Source organism: Paenibacillus sp. FSL R5-0473 (genome assembly GCF_038004565.1).
GTDB lineage: Bacteria > Bacillota > Bacilli > Paenibacillales > Paenibacillaceae > Paenibacillus > Paenibacillus amylolyticus.
The window spans coordinates 1,838,719-1,859,215 of record NZ_JBBORL010000001.1; the positions used below are offsets into that span (position 1 = coordinate 1,838,719).

Below are 20,497 nucleotides of genomic sequence, written 5' to 3' on the forward strand. Positions count from 1 at the left end.
ATATACAAGTGATCGGGGTGCCGTATGTCTATTTTTAAGAAACAGGAATCGTATTGGGCAAGCCGATTTGAAGATGATGATCATCTTGTTCATTTGCCTTATTGCAAGACAACCTCCAAACACCTAGACGATACGCAGCACCAGAATGATATATATAAGTCTTTGTCAGCCGATGTTTCATATAAAATCAAGTCCATGTCGCGAAATGCTCCTATGGCGATCTATACGATCTTATTAACGGGAGTTCAGTGTCTGTTATATAAATACACGAATGAAACCAAGATGATTATTGGTATACCAACGATGGAAGAAAAGAACACTGATCTATCGCTCTCGAATAAGGTTCTTATCTTAAAAAATAATATCAATCATGTGATGTCATTCAAATCCTTATTTAATCAAGTGAAGGCAAGTTTAACGGAAGCCGTTCAGCATCAACGAATCCCTTTCAGAAAAATGGTTGAACGTTTAAATGTTCAGTATGATTCGAACCATGTACCTCTAATTCATACCTTGGTTTCGTTAAATGAAATTCATCCTGCCCTTGATGAAAATAACGTAAAAGCGGCGACGATGTTCCACTTTGATCTCGGGAACGACTTCATTCAGTTAAGATTAGTTTATGATGATGATCGTTATGATCGCGATTATATGGTTCAAATTGTAGAGCATCTTGACCAATTGTTTTCCATTGTGCTGAACCAACCTGATCTGGAGTTAAGTCAAGTTGATATGCTATCAGAGTTTCATCGAAACAAGCTGTTATATGACTTTAACGATACAAGGGTGGGGTATCCACAGAACAAAACGATGCATCAATTATTTGAAGAACAGGTGGAACGAACACCGGAACATCCGGCAGTCGTATTTGAGAATAGACAGTTAACGTACAGAGAGTTAAATCAAAAATCCAACCAATTGGCGCGATTGCTTCAAGCTAAGGGGGTACAGGCGGGTCAGTTCGTTGGCATTATGGCAGAGCGCTCACTTGAGATGATCATAGGTTTATTCGGTATTCTAAAAGCTGGCGGGGCATATGTCCCAATCGATCCGGAATATCCGGCAGATCGTATTCACTATATCCTTGAGGATTCAAAAGTGGCTTGGTTGCTGCATCAAAGTCATATACAGGAACCTGAACATTTTGCAGGGACATGTGTCATTCTGGATTCTGAAATAAATCACTATGAGGATCATTTAAATTTGGACGATGGAGCGATCTCCAGTGATTTGGCATATATGATCTACACGTCTGGAACAACAGGTCATCCCAAAGGCGTAATGATTGAACATGCCAGCATTGTGAATTCCCTGCAATGGAAATCGGATTTTTATCATTTTACCGGAGATGATCGGGTATTAATGCTGAATCCTTTCGTTTTTGATTCATTTATTACTCATTTCTTTGGTCCGATGATATCTGGCTCGACAGTGTATTTGTTAAACCAGCAACAGTGTAAAGATGCTATAGCCATCAATACGATGGTCAAAAAACAGCAAATCACGCACATCCAAAGTCCACCCAGTTTCTTGATGACGCTATTGGAACAAGTCAACGCGGAAGATTGGGCATCCATGAAAAATGTGGTGGCTGCGGGAGAGAAGATTGTTCCTGCCTTAATACACAAATTGCAGCGCATCAATCCACGCATCGAAGTGTGTAATGAATACGGTCCAACCGAAAATAGTGTTGTATCCACAGTTCTGTCGATCAAGTCGGCAGATCAAAATATCTCAATTGGGAAGCCTATTGCGAACAATAGAGTCTACATTTTAGGAGAACGGAATGAATTGCAGCCTATTGGAGTTCAGGGAGAGTTATGTGTAGCCGGAGCAGGGCTATCCAGAGGTTACTTGAACCGTCCAGATCTGACTGCGGAGAAATTCGTGGATGATCCATTTGTTTCGGAAGCAAAAATGTACAAGACAGGTGACTTCGCAAGATGGCTGCCCGATGGGAACATAGAGTATATAGGAAGGGTGGATCATCAAGAGAAAATTCGTGGACATCGGATTGAACTTGGTGAAGTGGAGACGGCTCTTCTAAATAGTACCAAGATAAAAGAGGCCATCGTCATAGCCAGAGAAGATGAAACGGGAACCAAACAATTATGTGCGTACCTGGTAGGAGAGGATGCAATCACGATCGGGGAACTGCGGGAGGCGCTGTCCCAGCAGTTGCCAAACCACATGATTCCGTCCTATTTTGTACAGCTGGATCAGATGCCGCTCACGTCTAACGGGAAAATCGATCGCAAAGTGCTGCCTGCTCCTCAAGAACATATGTTGAAGGGCATGGAGTACGAAGCACCCCGAACGATGGTGGAACAACAACTTGTATCGATCTGGGAAGAGGTACTTGGGGTAGAGAACATCGGGATTTTGGATAATTTCTTCGAGCTTGGAGGAGATTCGATTAAATCCATTCAAGTTTCTTCGAGGTTATATCAAGCAGGTTACCAGGTGCAGATGGATCATCTGTTTAAAAATCCAACCATAGCAAGCTTGATTCCCTATGTTCAACCCATAAGTACCCTGTCAGAACAGGGAATCATCACTGGAAAAGTGATGCTGACTCCAATCCAGCATTGGTTTTTTGAGCATTACAAGGTGGACGCCCATCATTATAATCAGTCCGTGATGTTGTACCGGAAAGAAGGTTTTCATGAAGTCACACTTCGCCGTGTATTCGATAAATTGAGTGAGCATCATGATGCACTTCGTACAGTATATTGCCTTACAGAACAGGGTTATGAAGCGTGGAATGAAGGGTTGGCAAGGGAATCCTTATATACACTTGAAGTGATGGACTTCAAGTCATTAGCAGATCCGTCTCGAGAAATCGAGAAGAAGGCAAATGAAATGCAAAGCACGTTCATTTTGGAACGTGGACCTTTGATGAAGCTGGGCGTGTTTCAATGTGCAGATGGAGATCATCTACTCATCGTTATTCATCACCTCGTCATCGACGGGGTTTCATGGCGAATTTTGATTGAAGACCTATCAAGGGGATATGAACAATTAAGTGATGGAAAATCGATTCAACTACCGCAAAAAACGGATTCATTCCAATTATGGGCAGAACAGCTTCAGTTGTATGTGAACAGTGATGCGATAACGAAAGAGATTGCATATTGGAATGAAATTGAACAAGCAACCTATAAGCCGTTACCTACAGATTTTAAAGCGGATCATGCACTGGAAAAAGACAGCGAAGAAATCACGATGGAATGGTCAGCGGCAGAAACGGAACAATTATTAAAACAAGCGAATCGCGCGTATAAAACGGAGATTAGCGATTTGCTGCTCCATGCATTAGGCATGTCTATTCACCAATGGACGGGCATGGATAAAGTGCTGGTCAATCTGGAGGGACATGGAAGAGAACAAATTTTACCGGATCTCGATATTACACGAACGATCGGATGGTTTACGAGCCAGTATCCGGTTGTACTTGATATGGAAGCAAGTTCAAATATGTCTCTTTTCATCAAAACAAACAAAGAAATGATTCGTCAAATCCCTAAAAAAGGGATTGGTTATGGTATTTTACGATATTTAAGTGCACATCAGCAAGAAACGCCCTTTACCTTGAATCCTGAAATTAGTTTTAACTATTTGGGTCAATTTGATCAGGATCTTCAGAATAGCGGGATGCAGATCTCTCCCTATCTAGGCGGAGCAACAGCAAGCGACAATCACAGAAGAAATGTTCTTATCGATATGAATGCCTTAATTGTGGAAGGCAAATTGACGTTGTCACTTCGGTATAGTCGCACCCAATATCAAAAAGAAACGATGGAGCGAGTGGTAACATATTTTAGAGATCATCTGCAAGAAATCGTGATGCATTGTGTGACAAAGGAGAAGCGGGAATGTACACCAAGTGATCTAACGTTAAAAGGAATTACCATTGAAGAATTAGAAGGATTTGTTCAAGAATCGGAACACATTGGTGAAATTGAAGATATATATGCTTTGTCACCAATGCAAAATGGGATGTTCTTTCATCATTTGCTTCATTCAAAATCGGAAGCGTATTTCCTTCAAACTACGCTGGATCTTCATGGTCCGTTAGACGTGGAAGCATTTACGGAGAGTCTGGATCAGTTGATGCAGCGTAATTCGATTCTCAGAACAAATTTTCATAGCAAATGGAATAATGGACCTCTGCAAGTGGTATACCGTCATAAACGGAATGGGCTAACATACGAAGATTTGCGTGAGATGAATAAAGAAGATCGTGAAGCATACGTGGCAGACTATACAAGAGCAGATAAAATAAAAGGTTTCGACCTGTCTCAGGATGTGTTAATGCGTATCTCGATCTTGCAAACGCATGACCAAACCTATCGTTTCATTTGGAATTATCATCATATTTTAATGGATGGCTGGTGCCTGTCTCTTGTCATCCAGGAGTTGTTTGATGGATACTTTGCTATTCAGGAACAACGAAAACTGGAGGCAAAGAGTACGATTCCATACAAACACTATATTGAATGGCTGGACAACCAAGATCATGAAGAGTCCCTGAAATACTGGCGTGACTATTTGCAAGGTTATGATGAGCAGACCACTTTGCCAAAAGAACATTCGATTACGAAGAGTGATGAATATCATTCAGAGCATATGATTTGTACATTAAGTCAGGAATTAACCGGACAAATCGCACAAGTGGCCAGTCAGAATCAGGTGACGCTGAATACGTTTATGCAAACAGCCTGGGGAATGTTGCTACAGATATATAACGGCAGTGAGGATGTTGTATTCGGAAGCGTGGTGTCGGGCAGACCTGCGGCGATTGTTGGAGTTGAGCGAATTATTGGTTTATTCATCAATACCATTCCTGTACGCGTTCAGACTCAAGCTAACGAGACATTTGCAGCGGTTATGAAGCGGAATCAGGAACAAGCTGTCGCTTCGCATCCACATGACACGTATCCGTTATACGAGATTCAAGCGGAAACATCGCAAAAGCAAAATTTGATTGATCATATCCTGATATTCGAAAATTATCCTGTACAGGGCATTATGGAACAGTTTGGGGATCAGGAGGAGACAGCTCTTCGGATTACGAATGTAGAAGCAGACGAACAAACGAACTATGACTTTAACCTGATTATTAAACCAGGCCAATCGATGAAATGCATGTTCTATTACAATGCTAATGTCTATGACCGGGCAAGCGTAGAACGCATTCAAGGTCACTTGATTCAGATGTTGGAGCAAGTGGTCAACAATCCGAATATTCCGATCCATGACATTGACTTGACCACAACACAGGAGAAAACTCAAATTTTGGAACATTTTAATGATTCTATGGCTGAATACCCAATGGACAAAACGATTCATGGACTGTTTGAGGAACAAGTGGCAAGAACTCCTGAACACGTTGCGGTTGTATTCGAGGATCAACATGTGACCTATCAAGCGCTGAACGAGAAAGCCAACCAATTGGCAAGAACGTTGAAGGCTAAAGGCATTCAAAATGATCAGTTAATCGGGATCATCGCTGATCGTTCGCTAGACATGGTTGTAGGAATCCTTGCGATTTTGAAAGCGGGTGGCGCATACGTGCCGATTGATCCTGAATATCCAGAGGATCGTGTAAACTACATGCTTGAGGATTCGGGCGTACATGTATTATTGCTGCAAAGTCATTTGCAAGAACGCATCTCTTTTGCAGGAGAGGTCGTTTGCCTGGATCTACCTGAGTCCTATCATGAAGATTATTCCAATTTGGGAATTACTGCTAAACCAACAGGCCTGGCATATGTAATTTATACCTCAGGAACAACAGGTAAACCAAAAGGGACATGTATTGAACATAAAAATGTGGTGCGATTGTTGTTCAATAGTAAAAATTTGTTTGATTTTAATGCATCAGATACATGGACATTATTCCATTCCTTTTGTTTTGATTTTTCGGTATGGGAAATGTACGGAGCATTGCTCTATGGCGGAAAACTGGTTATCGTACCTCAAATGACGGCAAAAAGTCCGGAACAATTTCTACAATTGTTAAAAATCGAGCAAGTGACGATATTGAATCAAACGCCAACGTATTTCTATCATCTTCTTCAGGAAGAACTGGCAGGTCATGCAGCAGATCTGAAATTAAGAAAAGTGATTTTTGGAGGAGAAGCCCTCAATCCCGTGTTATTGAAGGAATGGAAGCTGAAATATCCATTTATCCAGTTAATTAATATGTATGGGATAACCGAAACAACGGTTCATGTAACGTATAAGGAAATAACCGACATTGAAATACATGCTGGAAAGAGCAATATTGGCAAACCAATCCCAACGTTGCAGACCTATATTTTGGATAAACATCAACGCATTCAACCGATCGGTGTTCAGGGAGAATTAGTTGTAGCAGGTGAGGGGCTTGCCAGAGGTTATCTGAACCGGCCTGATTTAACCGCAGAGAAATTTGTTGATCATCCCTGGATTACAAAAGGGAAAATGTATCGCACAGGAGATGCCGCAAGATGGCTGCCGGATGGAAATATTGAATATCTGGGACGAATCGATCATCAAGTGAAAATTCGCGGTTACCGAATTGAGCTTGGCGAAGTGGAAACTGCGCTTTTGCAAATAGAATCCATTCAGGAAGCAGTCGTTATTGCCCGTGAGCATAAGGATGGTTCGAAGCAGTTGTGTGCGTACTGGAAAGGCGACAGCTCACTGACAGCGAAGAAAATCAGAATGGCATTATCTCATGAAATCCCGGATTATATGATCCCGTCTTATTTTGTTCAATTAGAGCATATACCGTTAACTTCCAATGGGAAGGTTGACCGAAAGGCATTGCCATCTCCACAAGAACGTATGCAAAAAGGCACCGAGTATATGGCGCCGCAAAACGCTGTAGAACAAGCGATCGTCTCTGCCTGGGAAGCTGTGCTTGGTGTTCAAAAGGTTAGCACATCAGATCATTTCTTTGAACTCGGGGGCGATTCGATTAAATGTATTCAAGTTTCCTCACGACTGCTTCAAGCAGGGTATAAAGTGGAAATGAAGCATTTCTTCACCTATCCGACAGTAGCGGAGTTGAGTGAACACGTTACTTCCGTGAGCACTATTTCTGACCAAGGGGAAGTTACGGGACAAGTGATGCTGACACCTGTTCAGCGCTGGTTCTTTGATCAACATATGGTGGATGCACATCATTACAATCAGGAAATGATGTTCTTTCGTGAAAAAGGGTTTGATGTTCGCTTCATTCACAGCATCATGGATAAGATCGTTAAACAGCATGATGCTCTCCGCATCCTTTATCGACAAGCGCCTGAAGGCGGATATGAAGCGTGGAATCGAGGGGCAGACGAAGATGGATTATACAGCCTTGAAATCGTTGACCTCAAAACAGAAGCAGATCCTGCATCGTTCATTGAAAATAAAGCAAAAGAAATTCAGAGTGGTATGGATCTGTCTCACGGACCTTTGATCAAACTTGGGTTGTTCCAATGTGCTGAAGGGGATCACCTGCTTATTGCCATTCATCATTTGTTGGTAGACGGGGTATCATGGCGTATTTTATATGAAGATATTCAGACAGGGCAAGACCAGTTCTTGAGAGGTGAAGAAATTCGGCTTCCTCAAAAAACGACCTCGTTTAAACAATGGGCAGAACAATTGTCGACGTTTGCAGACAGCCCGGCGATGAAGCAAGAGAATCCATACTGGAGTCGTGTGGAGCAGGCCCAGCTAAGCCCGCTGCCTAAAGATATGGATTGTGATGAGACGATTGGCAAAGATAGTGAAACGATCACTATTCATTGGACAGCAGCGGAAACCGAGCAATTATTAAAGCAAACACATCATGCGTACCATACGGAAATTAATGATATATTGCTAACGGCATTAGGAATGGCTGTTCATGATTGGACAGGCATGGGAGAAATCCTCGTAAATCTGGAAGGGCATGGTAGAGAAGACATCCTGCCAGAGCTGGACATTACGCGTACAGTGGGATGGTTTACGAGTATGTACCCCGTTATGATTACAATGGAGTCCGGGGCTGACTTATCAAGGAAGATTAAGACCGTCAAGGAAGGACTGCGCCAGATCCCAACCAAAGGCATTGGTTACGGGATTTCGAGGTATTTGTCACATGGAAATGAAGGATTCAAGTTAGCGAAAAATCCCGAAATTAGTTTCAACTATATGGGACAGGTGAATCAGGATTCGGGCCAAGATGGCATTAAATTCTCGCCTTTTTCCAGCGGACCATCCGTAAGTGAAAACAACAAGAGACCATTTGTGCTTAATATCAATGGCATTGTTACAGAGGGTCGGTTGTCGCTGTCCATTAACTATAGCTCAAAACAATATCGCCGGGAAACGATGGAGCAATTGGCTTGTCTCTATAAGGAAGGTCTTAATAGAGTCGTTGAACATTGTGTAAGGAAGGAACAAACCGAGCTTACGCCAAGTGATATTTCATGCAAGTCATTAACCATTGATCAATTGGATCAAATCGTGGAACACACTGGGCACATCGGTCGAATCGAAAATGTGTACCCACTTACACCATTACAGAAGGAAATGTTGTACGAAAATGAACGGAATCCAATTTCGGGCGCTTACTTTGTACAAATCATGTTTGATATGCGTGGAGATTTGGATGTTACCTCTTTTGCGCAAAGTTTAGATCAATTAATGCAAAGGCATGCGATATTAAGAACTAATTTTTACAGTGATTTCGTGGATATCCCTCTTCAAATCGTGTATCAAGAGAAGAAATTTGAATTTAACTATGAAGTTGTAGCTGGCACAAGTGAGCTGCAACGTAAAACGTATGTTGACGAGTATATCGAGCAGGACAAGGCAAGAGGATTTGACTTACAACGAGATTCGCTAATCCGTATGTCTGTTTTGAGAATAGAGCCTGAGGAATACCGCGTCATATGGAGTTTTCACCATATTTTGATGGACGGCTGGTGTATGTCTCTTGTAAGCAAAGAGATATTTGAAAATTACTTTGCAATTCGGGAAAATAGAAAGCCTCAAGTGACTCTATTAACCCCATATAGTCAATTCATTGAATGGTTGGAACAGCAAGATCATCAAGGTGCAATAACGTATTGGACTCATTACCTGAAGGGTTATGAAGGACAAACGAAATTGCCTGGAGAAAAAATCAAACCGAAACATGAAAGACAGGATTCCAGAACGTTAAACTGTTATTTGGATGATGTACTGGTCGAGCAAATGAAACAGATTGCAGAACAGCAGCATGTAACGCTCCATACGTTAGTGCAGACGGCCTGGGGTGTATTGTTGCAGCAATACAATGAAAGCAACGATGTTGTTTTCGGAAGTGTGGTATCGGGCAGACCGCCTGTCATTCCTGGGATCGAAAGCATGATTGGATTATTTATTAATGCGATTCCTGTTCGTATCCAGGCTCAGGTTGATGAGTCATTTATATCTCTAATGAAAAGGAATCAGGCACAAGCTGTGGAGTCACATGCATATGATACGTATTCGTTATATGATATTCAAAATCTGACCAAGCAAAAACAATCTCTGATTAACCATGTTGTTGTATATCAGAACTTCCCGGTAGAGAACCGAATGGAGAGTCTGGGTCAGAAAGGTGAAATACCGCTTGAGATTATGAATGTTGGGGGTACAGAACACAATAGTTTTGATTTTACCTTGATTGTCAAACCCCATGAAAATATGAAGATCATATTGATGTATAATGCCAATGTGTATGACCCATCTACCGTTGAACAGATTCAAAAACACTTTATTTCCATGATTCAACAGGTGGTAAGTAACCCGGAAGTTAAAATAAACGAACTTGCGTTGAGTACGTCGAACAGTTATTAATGCACAAGTAATGGGCCGCTCCAAAAGTGAGTTTCCTCCTCACTCAAAGCGCTAACAAATCTGACGCGTCTTAAGAGGTAGATTCGATGTGAATGGCAAACTTTAACGAACCTCAGTAACGTTATTTCATCATATCAGGGTGTCAGAACCTAAAAAACGACCCAATCGACGAAATAATGTCTCTGTGATTCGTTACACCACAGACCTGTGCAAATCAGAGCGAATAGCGTGTGCCAGGTTCATTAGAATAAAATAACTTTAATAAGGGATGTCCTCAGTCATGCTCATGACTTATGGGACGCCCCTTTTTATGCTCCGTTAATGAAGAAACTGGAAAATTACTGTAGATGGAGAAATGAAGTCTCTTACGTGGTCGGATCAACATTGTGATCGACCTTTTAACAATTCCTCCCTTCTAACCGATATATAATAAGTACATCTATGTAATCAGAAAGTGAAAGGAGTGCAGAACATGGATATTGCAGCATTATCAATGGCGATGAGCCAAGCTTCAGTAGTGCAGTCGGCAAGCTTGCAAGTGATGTCGATTACGAAAGACATGGCACAGCAGCAAGGCCAGCAGATGGCGGAAATGTTGAAGTCAATGCCTGCTCCTCATCCCAATCTGGGTAGAAGTCTCGATCTTTCGGTTTAGTTGAAATTACAGCATGTGTCCTCATGTAATACCCATTGCAGCAAGCAAAACCCAAACAGCTCCAATTCAAATGAATTGAAGCCGTTTGGGTTGTTTTATTTTAAATACTCATTCCTAAATTACGATCTTCTCAGCGAAGCTTTGACAAGCTTGGCAATCTGCCTTCAAAGGGCAGTGTGTCCTTCAATGTCCATAACTCATCGTAACTGGAAATCAGAAGATCGGCTTTGGACAAGTCCTGATTGCCTGATCCCGGATTGAGATATCCGATGCAACGCATGCCTGCACTTTTTGCGGCGTGAACACCATTGCGCGAGTCCTCGATCACCAGACAATTCGAAGGGGATGCACCAATCATCTCAGCGGTGGTCAGGAAAATATCTGGTGCCGGCTTGCCGTTTGTAACTTCCTCACCTGTCATTCGCACCTCAAAGTATTGTCCAAGTCCGGTTTTGTCCATGATCAAATCAATCAGTGCACGTGGAGAGGAAGAAGCTACCGCTATGGGGATGTGCTGCTCGTGCAGCCAACTTAACCAGCGTTCCACGGAAGGCATCGCCGTCAAGTTCGGATGGGCAAGCATGGTTTGCATCACATTATGCTGATGATAAGCAAATATTTCTTCCAGCGTAGCTGTCAGCTGATGTTTGTCCAGTACTTGCTGCCACATGGATTCCAGCGTAACTCCAACATAGGTATGATGTTCTTCATCAGTCACCCTTGCTCCAAAATGGGTAAAAGAGCTGCGCTCAATCTCAAAATAAATCGGTTCGCTGTCAATTAGTACACCATCCATGTCAAAAATGACCGCTTGAATGATGTCATCATTGGGTGCTCCCAGTCCGTTAGATTCTTTGTTTGCTGCCATGTTGTATTCCTCCTCCAGGATTGTGTAAACATATGTCTCTAATGTAATCCATTCATGGTTAACCTTCCACTTTAGAAACTGGAACCGCTGGATTGCAGCACAACTTTAATGGCATGTGAAGAGGCTTGAAGTGTGCGTCCCTGAATATCGCAGCCAAGTGTACGGAATGCCTCTTCGTAATCCTCCAACGGGAAGGAGTGGGTGATGATTTTTTTTGCCGGAATAATCCCTTGTTCAATCATATAATGTGCGGTAGCAAATGTCCCCAGAGAATCGATGGAACCAATAATTTTCAGACTGCGGTCCACAACTTCCTTGGGATTGAAGGATGTGTTTCCATCTCTCAGACCAACCAGCATCAGGTAACCGCCGCTGGCGAGTTGGGAAAGTACTTGTGTGCCCACAACGCCCGTTGTATCAACGATCATATCGACCTGCTGGGTTGCGGGTGACAGTGATTCTATGGCATTTTCGAAGGATGAATGAACTTCCCAACGATCAGGTGCAATGGAACCGGCAATGGCTAAGCGTTCTTCGGAGATGTCGACCAGACAGCCGGTAACCCCTTTGGAAGCGAGCGCGTAGCTGTACAGAATGCCAATCGGGCCTGCACCGAGGATGATTGTTCTGAAATTCGGCAGTAGATGAATCTGATTAATCCCCGTCAGCATACAGCTGAGTGGTTCCGTCAAAGTTGCTTCTTCATAGCTCACATGGTCCTTCAATTTGTACAAAAAACGATCCTCGGTCACATAATAATCTGTAAATGTTCCGTCAGCACTCACACCTGTCTCGGTAACAGACTTGTGTGTGCAATGATTTTGTCTGCCTGTTCTGCACATGTCACACTGTCCGCAATAGTAGGTAGGATCGATCACAACACGGTCGCCCGGCTGTAATGTCGTTACCGCAGAGCCAACATCAATGACTTCCCCGGCAGACTCATGACCGAGAATGACAGAAGGAACTGCATGATATTTGCCGCTTACAATACCGAGATCGGTACCACATACACCTGTCGCCCGAATACGAACCAACACCTGATTATCTCTTGTAATTTCCGGAACAGGCCGGTCCTCAAGCGCCACATCCCAAGCCGATTTGTATACCAATGCAAGCATGATATAACCTCCTTATAATTATATAAAATATAAAAATAGCGATTCATCTTAAAATAGTTTTTTCAAGATACGAAAGTAGTGAAGGGACGAAATCGATTCTGGAGAAGCGAAGTGTTCGCCTCAAAGCTTTCTGAAAGAAAGCTGCTTCGGAAGCATATGCTATCAATGGATTTTTCCCTTGGGAAAGGGAAATCAAGAAAATCCGTGGATAACAGCGATCATAAGAACGATTCGTAACCGAAACGACCACTTCGAACAGTTGCATTGAAATGTTTTAATTAACGCTGGCGAGCACTGAATCCAGCCGCTCTACAATCTCAACCAGTTCGTCTTCGGTTGTGGTAAGGGAAGGCCGGACCTTAACAACGTTGCCGAAGCCATATCTTGAACTTCTCAAGATCAGATGCTCATCTGTAAAAGCGCGGTCAACAATGGCATTGGTTTTGAGCGTATCCGGTTCATTACCGTCACCTACAATCTCGAGCCCCCACATTAACCCGACACCACGAGCTTCACCGATACTTGGGTATTTCATTGCCAATTCTTGCAGCAATTCACCCAAAATTTCACCTTTACGTTTCACCGCATCCAGGAATCCGGGTTCGGATACCACTTCCAAGGTGGATTTGGCAGCAGTTACGGAGATCAAATTGCTTCCTGAGGTGAAGGAGTGTTCGTGCTTTTCGAGCACATTCAACCGGGATTGCATTAATACCGCAGCAACAGGTACGCCGATCCCGCCAAGACCTTTTGCAAGGGTAATCATATCAGGCTGGATATCAAACAGTTCGCTGGCGAACATGGTTCCGGTACGACCGATGCCTGTCTGTACTTCGTCGGCAATAAGAATAATATTGTACTCATCACACAGTTTACGCAGTCGTTTGAAATATCCGGCAGGAGGAATGATATTGCCGCCATTCCCGAGAATAGGTTCAATAATCATGCAGGCGACTGAGCCGGAACTGGCATATTCTATGGCATCAGAGATGGCTTCAACACATTGATAGGCGCAGTCTCCGCTTGAAGATTTGAAGGGGCAGCGATAACAGTATGGGGCAGGTACATGGACAGCGTTAGCCACAGCCGAATTGGGGAACCGTTTCCGCCGGAAGGCATTTCCCGAAATTCCGGTGGCAAATTGGGTCTGCCCATGATGGGATAGATACAGGCTGATGATGTCTGTTGATTCGGTATACTTCTGTGCAATTTTGGTTGCACATTCGTTGGCAGTTGAACCAGTGATATCCCGCATCCATCCGGCATTAATGTCGTTTGGAGCATATTCGATTAAGTGATCAAGTACTTCATTTACGTACGGTTCAGTGAAGGAGGAAGACATATGCGTCAGATTGCCGACTTGTTCCTGAATTTTGCTGACAACATGTGGGTGATTATAGCCCAGTGACAGATTGAACGTGCCCGACACGCCATCCAGGTATTCAACACCTGAATCGTCAATCAACTTAATCCCTTTTCCGGCTATGAAGCGGTTGTTGGTTAAAGTTTGCATACGATTTCCTCCAATATAATGGTGTACTAGCTCGAACGAAGCTCAACAATCCGGATGATGCGGGCATCACCTCCCTTAAGAAACGATGTTTACATTTCCTTGCTATGTTGTGCGAGAGCAGTACGTACTGCATTATTTTTTACAGTCCATAGATGAGAGACCATCAATGTGAGCAGCAGGATCAGACAGAATCCGGCCAAAATCCAGATTGTATTCACGACAGGCCCTGTACTCATACTCCATCCAGTCACATACTGCAAGATGGCACCTCCAATACCACCCGATGCGATCAGGATACTGGTTGTCCGCTCGGTCATACCGGGAATCAGAACATTTGCGTAGACTAGTGCGATACAGAACAGCCCTGACATGAACAGACCGGTTCCGAAGATCAGCACATACGTTGCCCACTGTCCAGTTACAAATACCATAGCGACAGTAAACAAAAGCGTGCCAACCGTGCTCCAGATCAGGAATGGCATATAGTTGACGGCTTCCGCTATTTTCCCGGAGAAAAGACGACCGATGATCATCGCAATCCACAGGATGGAGACACTCAGCGATGCGACAGATTCCTGAAGGTGCAGTCGTTCTACGAGAATGGAGGGTAGGAAGTTCATCAATCCCAGTTCCAATCCCATGTAGATGAAAAAGAAGATGACGAAGATTGTCAGCAGACCCAGATGTTTTCTCGAATATCGGGCTTTACCTGCTGCATGTGCCACTGTATTCTCACCAGCCTGTTCCAGATACAGTGCGGCTGGCCGGGGCATAGTGATCCACAGCAGCATGAGAATCAGTGACAACACGGCCACCGTATAAAAAGTAAGATGCCACAGATCCATCCAGATAAATAAAGCAGCGACAGCCGGGATGAGAAGTGCTCCAAGAGCAAAGAAGACATCCAGCTTGGACATGGCGACCGCCTTTTGATTCTCAGTGAATTCGATCGTGAATGCACCTACAGAGGGTTCGATGATACCTGAACCGAAACCTACGATAATTGTGAGAAGAAGAACTACAGACCAGGATGGCAAAAAACCGAGTAATATATAAGCAACTACAATACAGATTAGGGCAAGGGTCAGCATCGCTTTTCTTCCGATACGGGCTGTCAGGGCAGGAGCTACAATTACACCGACAAGAAATCCAAGAAACTGCAGAAACAACAAAAATCCGCCATCACTGTAACCGCGCTCATAATGTGACAATAAAACAGGAAGAAGTGCACCGAGCACAACGCTGGTTATGCCGATTAACAGATAAAAACCGCAGCTTAGAGCGAATATTCTCTTCAAAAGCCCGCCTCCTAGTTGGATATAAATTTTATATTATGTAATTAATGTTTATTTCATATATAACTTATACCATAATTGTCCAAATGTACATGCTTTTTGTTGTAAAATAATGTTAAATTTTGATGAAAAGAAATATTTCTCGTGCTAAGTTTTTTCTAAAACAATTTCGTGTCGAAAGGATAAATATGATCCAATCCATATGACCTTTTAACAGGGTTTGGCATCTGTATTAATCGAGAATAGTAAAACGTGCATATATAAAAAAACGTTCCCTGTCTAGGTAGACGGGAAACGTTCTGATTAGCCATTTTATATAATGATACCTGACTCCACGTAAGCTATTAAGCAGTCTGTACAAAGAAAATTCCATCGAATGGCGCGTGAGCAGACTCGGGACCCCTTCGCAAAAATAAATAACCGTTTGCATCGGGAAGACCCAATATATCCCGATAAGGCTCAGGAAAATCTCCGGAATATATTTGACACACCAGTTGATGTTCCTCTAGCAAATGATCAATTCCTTTCACACCGTTTGGTAAAGTGGGAGAAAAAAATGAGAATGCAGGGAATGCCTGATCGTCTAACTCCATTTCAATCAAACGTACGCCGCTTAACGGAATGGGTGGAACGGGACATACGGAAGTGAGTGGATGCGAAGATACCGAGACATAAGTGCACCCGGCGAGAATATTCTCGTTCCATTCCAGCTCATCTCCCGTATAGGTTACCTGATCCAGAAAGTATTCGGAGGCGGAGTAGGTCGAGAAGACCGAGATATATTTATCTTGTGGTAAAGAAGGGATATGGACCTGCTGTGAAAGTGTATTGCAATTAATGGAGAACAGATGTAATAAAGGCTGCCCCTCAGGGTTGAGCGGCCAGTCGGACACGTATGCAGTGTCTCCACCAATCCACATGCCAGAGTCTTGGTTTGGATCATCGGGGTCAACTGTAATTCGAGTAACTTTGTACATGAGAAGCTCCTTCCAGAGTGTATTTTGGCCTTTCCTATGTAACGTTGTATGTGTTTTTATATAACCAATCATTGCTTCGTTTCAGTATAAATGAGATGATGTGGAATGAAAATCAGTACAAGGTACTAACTCATTGCATGAAGCGAATGAACGTACCAGCACTCTAAGCACCAGTGGCAATACTATAGATGAGAAGTGGTGACACATGTTAATTAACAAATACATAAGTGAAACGGGATTCTGCTCCCGCAGGGAAACGAACCGTTTAATTGCGGCCGGACGAATAACGATTAATGGCAGGGTATGTGAAAAAGGGGCGGAAGTTGAACCTCACGATGTGGTACTCATTGATGGCAAGCTGATTCCTCGTAATGACAGCGAACCTGTCTACATTGCTCTGAACAAGCCCATCGGTATTGTCTGCACAGCAGCAGAACATGTGGAGGGGAACATCATTCAATATATGAATTATCCTTCTCGCATATTCGCGATAGGCAGGCTGGATAAGGCATCTGAGGGGTTAATTTTGCTTACGAATGACGGAGGCATTGTGAACAAGATGATGCGTTCGGAGCATAATCATGATAAAGAATATGTAGTGACTGTAGACAAACCCATAACCGACGAATTTGTAAAGTCCATGTCGGATGGCGTTGAGATTCTGGATGTGGTGACCAAGCCCTGCGAAGTGTATAGACAAAGTGACAATGTATTTCGTATTATTCTGACACAAGGTCTCAACCTGCAGATCCGCAGAATGTGCAAAGCCTTGGGGTACCGAGTCCTCAAGCTGGAGCGTGTGCGAATTATGAATATTACGCTGGATCAACTGGAGCGGGGGCAATGGCGTCATCTGGAGCAAGAGGAACTGGAGATTCTGCTGTCTCAATTGAATGAGATAAAATGAATGACTTCTGCTGCATGTTAACGGTGGTCACACACGATGTCCAGTTATATCAGTGAAAAATGAAGCAAACACTAACCCCTATGCGGATTAGTGTTTTTGTTGTTAAGCTTGTGTCCTGTTCGTTCTGAAATGTAAGAGCCAAATAGGGTTAAGAACGCACCGAGTACAATCACCCAGGTTATCTGCTCTTGAAGAATCAGTGCAGATGACACAACAGTAATGACAGGCACCAGATAGATATATACACTCGCTTTAATAGCTCCAAGAAGACTCACAGTCCGGTTCCAGGTCACGAAACACAACGCAGAGGCACCCAGACCGAGGTAGAGAATATTGGAGAGATTGGTCATGTTCGTGAAGCGTCCGAGTTCCCAATGGAATTCAAACAAGAATAGAACTGGTAGCATGAAGATCAGGCCATAGAAGAACACTTTGCGAGTCGCGCCAATGGTGTGATAACGAAGCTCGCCAATTTTCCGCATTAACACAGAGTAGATCGCCCATACCGCAGGTGCTATGAAAGCAAGCAGATCACCTATCGGATTCAGTTGCAGAATGAAACTGCCGTTCAGTGCGATGAGTATTATGCCGCTCAAAGCAATCCCGAATCCGATGATAAAGCGGCGAGTTAACTTCTCACCATCTAAGAAGAAGTGTGCGAGTACGGCAGTGAAGAACGGGGCAATGGAGACAATAACACCCACGTTGGAAGCTGTTGTGTACACCAGAGCAATATTTTCAATAAGAAAATATAACGTCACCCCACATAGTCCTGCTCCAATAAATAACCATTCTTCTCTGAATGAGGCGATCCGCAGTGAACGTGGATAGATCAATAATAGTATTAAATATCCGATCAGGAAACGGAAAAATAGAATCTCCACTGGAGTAAAGTCAATCAACAGAACCTTCGTCGAGACAAACGTAGTTCCCCAGATGAGTATAGTAAACAAAGCGAGTAAATGTCCGGTAGAGGCTTTAGTGTTTTGATGATCAAGATGACTTGTCATACGATGTTAGTGGTGGCTCGTTTCAACTCCGAATCATGATTGAAGATACGTCTATATTGCTTGGGTGTCAGGCCGATCAGTTTTTTGAAAAAATTCGTAAAATGGCTCTGGTCACTGAATCCTGTCTGTGCAGCTACTTCAATCGGAAGCAGACCTTGTTCCAGCAGACGTTTGGCTTGATTAATGCGAATCGTTTCCAGGTAACGGTAAGGTGATATCCCTTTCTGGCGAGTGAATAAACGCAGCAGGTGGTACTTGCTCATCTCTGTCAAATCGGCTAACTCGTTCAGTGAGATGCTCTCCATGTAATGAGCTTCTATGTAATCACATATGCGTCTGATCTCTGTGGTCACATCCTGTGTGGAAACAGGTGGTTCAGCATCCGAATAATCTCGCAGCAATTGATCCAGTAGTAAGAGTAACAATTCTTCTTTGCAGAAATCCGATTGCTCTTCCAGAATCATCTGATGCAGCTCGTGCAGGGAACCCACAAGTTCACTTTGATAGAGAACGGGGGATGTGAACCGTGGCAAGTAAGCTTGTCCAGTAATCTCTCTCACATACTCTCGCATAACCTCAGGCTGGACGTTGATACAGCGATAATCGAGGGTTCTGCCATCCACCTGTTCGCAGGCGTGCGGATCATGTGGATTAAAAACAATCATGTCACCACTATTCAGAATGTATTCTTCGTTGTTGCAGACGAGGTGACGCTTGCCTTGCTCAATGAATCCAATGACGTAATAGTCATGAAAATGATTGGGAAACTTCTGCATAATGCCGTCAAATTGATAAGCTTCTAGCTGTAGATCGGTATCAAATACGACAGTCCGGACTTCCCGAGTCATGATGCACCTTCTTTCTGGTATGTTAACGTCATTATAGGTTGCAAAGAAGGAATTTTCTTGAACGATATTGCTATTGCTCGAAGTGTTTGATCGGACAGATATCTATAAAAACAAAATACCCGCAATCCCGGAGGGAAAGCGAGCCCTTTGCTTAGTATAGTTGATTCATGAGTTCAAACCTATATATAGGGGAGAAGAAATCTCTGGGAACAATAACTAATTGTTCTTAGTGTAACGTAGCGAGTACTTCAGGTGTAAAAGCTTGAATCTCGGATACGCGTCCTTCGCGTATTTTGGCAGCCCATGCCGGATCACCAAGGAGTGCACGTCCTACAGCTACCAGATCAAATTCCTCTTGCTCATATCTCTTCATAAGCTCGCTCATACCTGGATGTGTTGCTTTATCTGCTCCTGCTTCAGGCTCATCTGGCATACCCACAGAACCGACGGTAATGGTGGTTTGACCACTTAGCTTTCGCACCCAACCTGCAAATCCAAGCTCAGATCCTTCAAACTCGGGCTCCCAGAAGCGTCGTGTCGAGCAGTGGAAGATATCTACACCTGCGTCAACCAGCAAATGAAGGAATTGTTCCAGTTGTTCGGGGGTGTCGAACAGTCTGGCTTGATAATCATTCATCTTCCATTGGGAAATCCGCATCGCGATAGGGAAATCAGGACCTACCGCAGCACGAACTGCCATTACAACTTCAACCGCGAATTGAGTTCGTTTCTGTAGGTCACCGCCATAGCGGTCTGTTCTCCTATTCGTTGTTTTCCAGAAAAATTGATCGATCAGAAAACCGTGTGCACCGTGAAGCTCAATTCCGTCAAAACCAATGCTTTGTGCATTGGCTGCTGCATCTGCATAAGCTTGAATCACAGTTGCGATCTCTGCCTCCGTCATGGGCGCACCTACTTGAGTACCTTCCATATCAACTCCCGATGGACTAAGAGATTCAGCTTCTGGGTGAGGTTGAGATCCAGAAGGGCGGGTAATACCCAAGTGCAGAATTTGCGGGAAAATCTTGCCGCCAGCTTCATGGACTTGTTTGACTACTTCAGCCCAGCCGTGAAGAGCTGCTTCTCCATACATATGAGGGAGCCTAGGCTCACTTGATGCAGACGGATGCTCAATAGTTGCACCCTCTGTAATAATGAGTCCAACACCATGCTCGGCACGTCGGCGATAATATGCAGCTACATCGGGACTTGGCACACCATCCGGGGAGAAGGCACGAGCCATGGGGGACATGACGATGCGCGAGGATAGGGTTAACTTTTGAACAGTGTATGGTTGGAACAGAAGCTCCGTAGAAATAACGTTATGTTGTTGATTACTCAAACTAAGCACCTCCATTATTATGCACCTTCAAGCGGGTACAAGTGCAATCTTAACAAGGTGTATAGGCATGCTCAACCAACAATCGAAGCATTTTGTTGCTTAAGCGAAAGACACG

At 43.6% G+C, this 20,497-nt stretch carries 11 protein-coding genes; 3 read left to right on the forward strand and 8 right to left on the reverse strand.

Annotation, left to right across the window (positions count from 1 at the left end; genetic code table 11):
- Positions 1–24 precede the first annotated feature (24 nt).
- Positions 25–9,846 (forward strand): amino acid adenylation domain-containing protein, encoded by a 9,822-nt coding sequence (locus MKY28_RS08070; protein ID WP_340935552.1) that lies wholly within the window; start codon positions 25–27, stop codon positions 9,844–9,846.
- 472 nt (positions 9,847–10,318) lie between these two features.
- Positions 10,319–10,501: a YjfB family protein gene (locus MKY28_RS08075; protein WP_036613510.1), complete on the forward strand. Its 183-nt coding sequence runs from the start codon at positions 10,319–10,321 to the stop codon at positions 10,499–10,501.
- A gap of 130 nt (positions 10,502–10,631) precedes the next feature.
- Here MKY28_RS08075 and MKY28_RS08080 read toward each other — a convergent pair whose 3' ends face one another.
- The 5 genes from MKY28_RS08080 to MKY28_RS08100 all read right to left on the reverse strand — a co-directional run bounded on the left by MKY28_RS08080 (position 10,632) and on the right by MKY28_RS08100 (position 16,275).
- A complete protein-coding gene (locus tag MKY28_RS08080) occupies positions 10,632–11,369 on the reverse strand; it encodes an HAD family hydrolase (protein ID WP_340935554.1) in 738 nt (245 codons plus the stop codon).
- A gap of 71 nt (positions 11,370–11,440) precedes the next feature.
- The gene (locus tag MKY28_RS08085; protein WP_340935555.1) at positions 11,441–12,490 is read right to left on the reverse strand and encodes a zinc-dependent alcohol dehydrogenase; all 1,050 of its coding nucleotides are present in this window, start codon (positions 12,488–12,490) and stop codon (positions 11,441–11,443) included.
- Positions 12,491–12,764: 274 nt separating this feature from the next.
- On the reverse strand, positions 12,765–14,003 hold the full coding sequence (locus MKY28_RS08090; protein WP_100527344.1) for an aspartate aminotransferase family protein: 1,239 nt from the start codon (positions 14,001–14,003) through the stop codon (positions 12,765–12,767).
- 89 nt (positions 14,004–14,092) lie between these two features.
- A complete protein-coding gene (locus tag MKY28_RS08095; RefSeq protein ID WP_339283066.1) occupies positions 14,093–15,301 on the reverse strand; it encodes an MFS transporter in 1,209 nt (402 codons plus the stop codon).
- A gap of 341 nt (positions 15,302–15,642) precedes the next feature.
- On the reverse strand, positions 15,643–16,275 hold the full coding sequence (locus MKY28_RS08100; RefSeq protein ID WP_340935558.1) for a DUF1963 domain-containing protein: 633 nt from the start codon (positions 16,273–16,275) through the stop codon (positions 15,643–15,645).
- A 205-nt stretch (positions 16,276–16,480) separates the two neighbouring features.
- Between MKY28_RS08100 and MKY28_RS08105 the strand changes: the two genes are divergently transcribed.
- Positions 16,481–17,182: a pseudouridine synthase gene (locus MKY28_RS08105; RefSeq protein WP_340935559.1), complete on the forward strand. Its 702-nt coding sequence runs from the start codon at positions 16,481–16,483 to the stop codon at positions 17,180–17,182.
- 71 nt (positions 17,183–17,253) lie between these two features.
- Here the strand turns inward: MKY28_RS08105 and MKY28_RS08110 are convergent, their stop codons facing one another.
- The 3 genes from MKY28_RS08110 to MKY28_RS08120 form a co-directional block, all read right to left on the reverse strand.
- Positions 17,254–18,192 (reverse strand): DMT family transporter, encoded by a 939-nt coding sequence (locus MKY28_RS08110; RefSeq protein WP_340935560.1) that lies wholly within the window; start codon positions 18,190–18,192, stop codon positions 17,254–17,256.
- A complete protein-coding gene (locus MKY28_RS08115) occupies positions 18,189–19,040 on the reverse strand; it encodes an AraC family transcriptional regulator (RefSeq protein WP_340935562.1) in 852 nt (283 codons plus the stop codon). The genes MKY28_RS08110 and MKY28_RS08115 overlap by 4 nt, the downstream gene beginning before the upstream one ends.
- 226 nt (positions 19,041–19,266) lie before the next feature.
- Positions 19,267–20,382 (reverse strand): NADH:flavin oxidoreductase, encoded by a 1,116-nt coding sequence (locus tag MKY28_RS08120; protein ID WP_076328504.1) that lies wholly within the window; start codon positions 20,380–20,382, stop codon positions 19,267–19,269.
- Positions 20,383–20,497 lie beyond the last annotated feature (115 nt).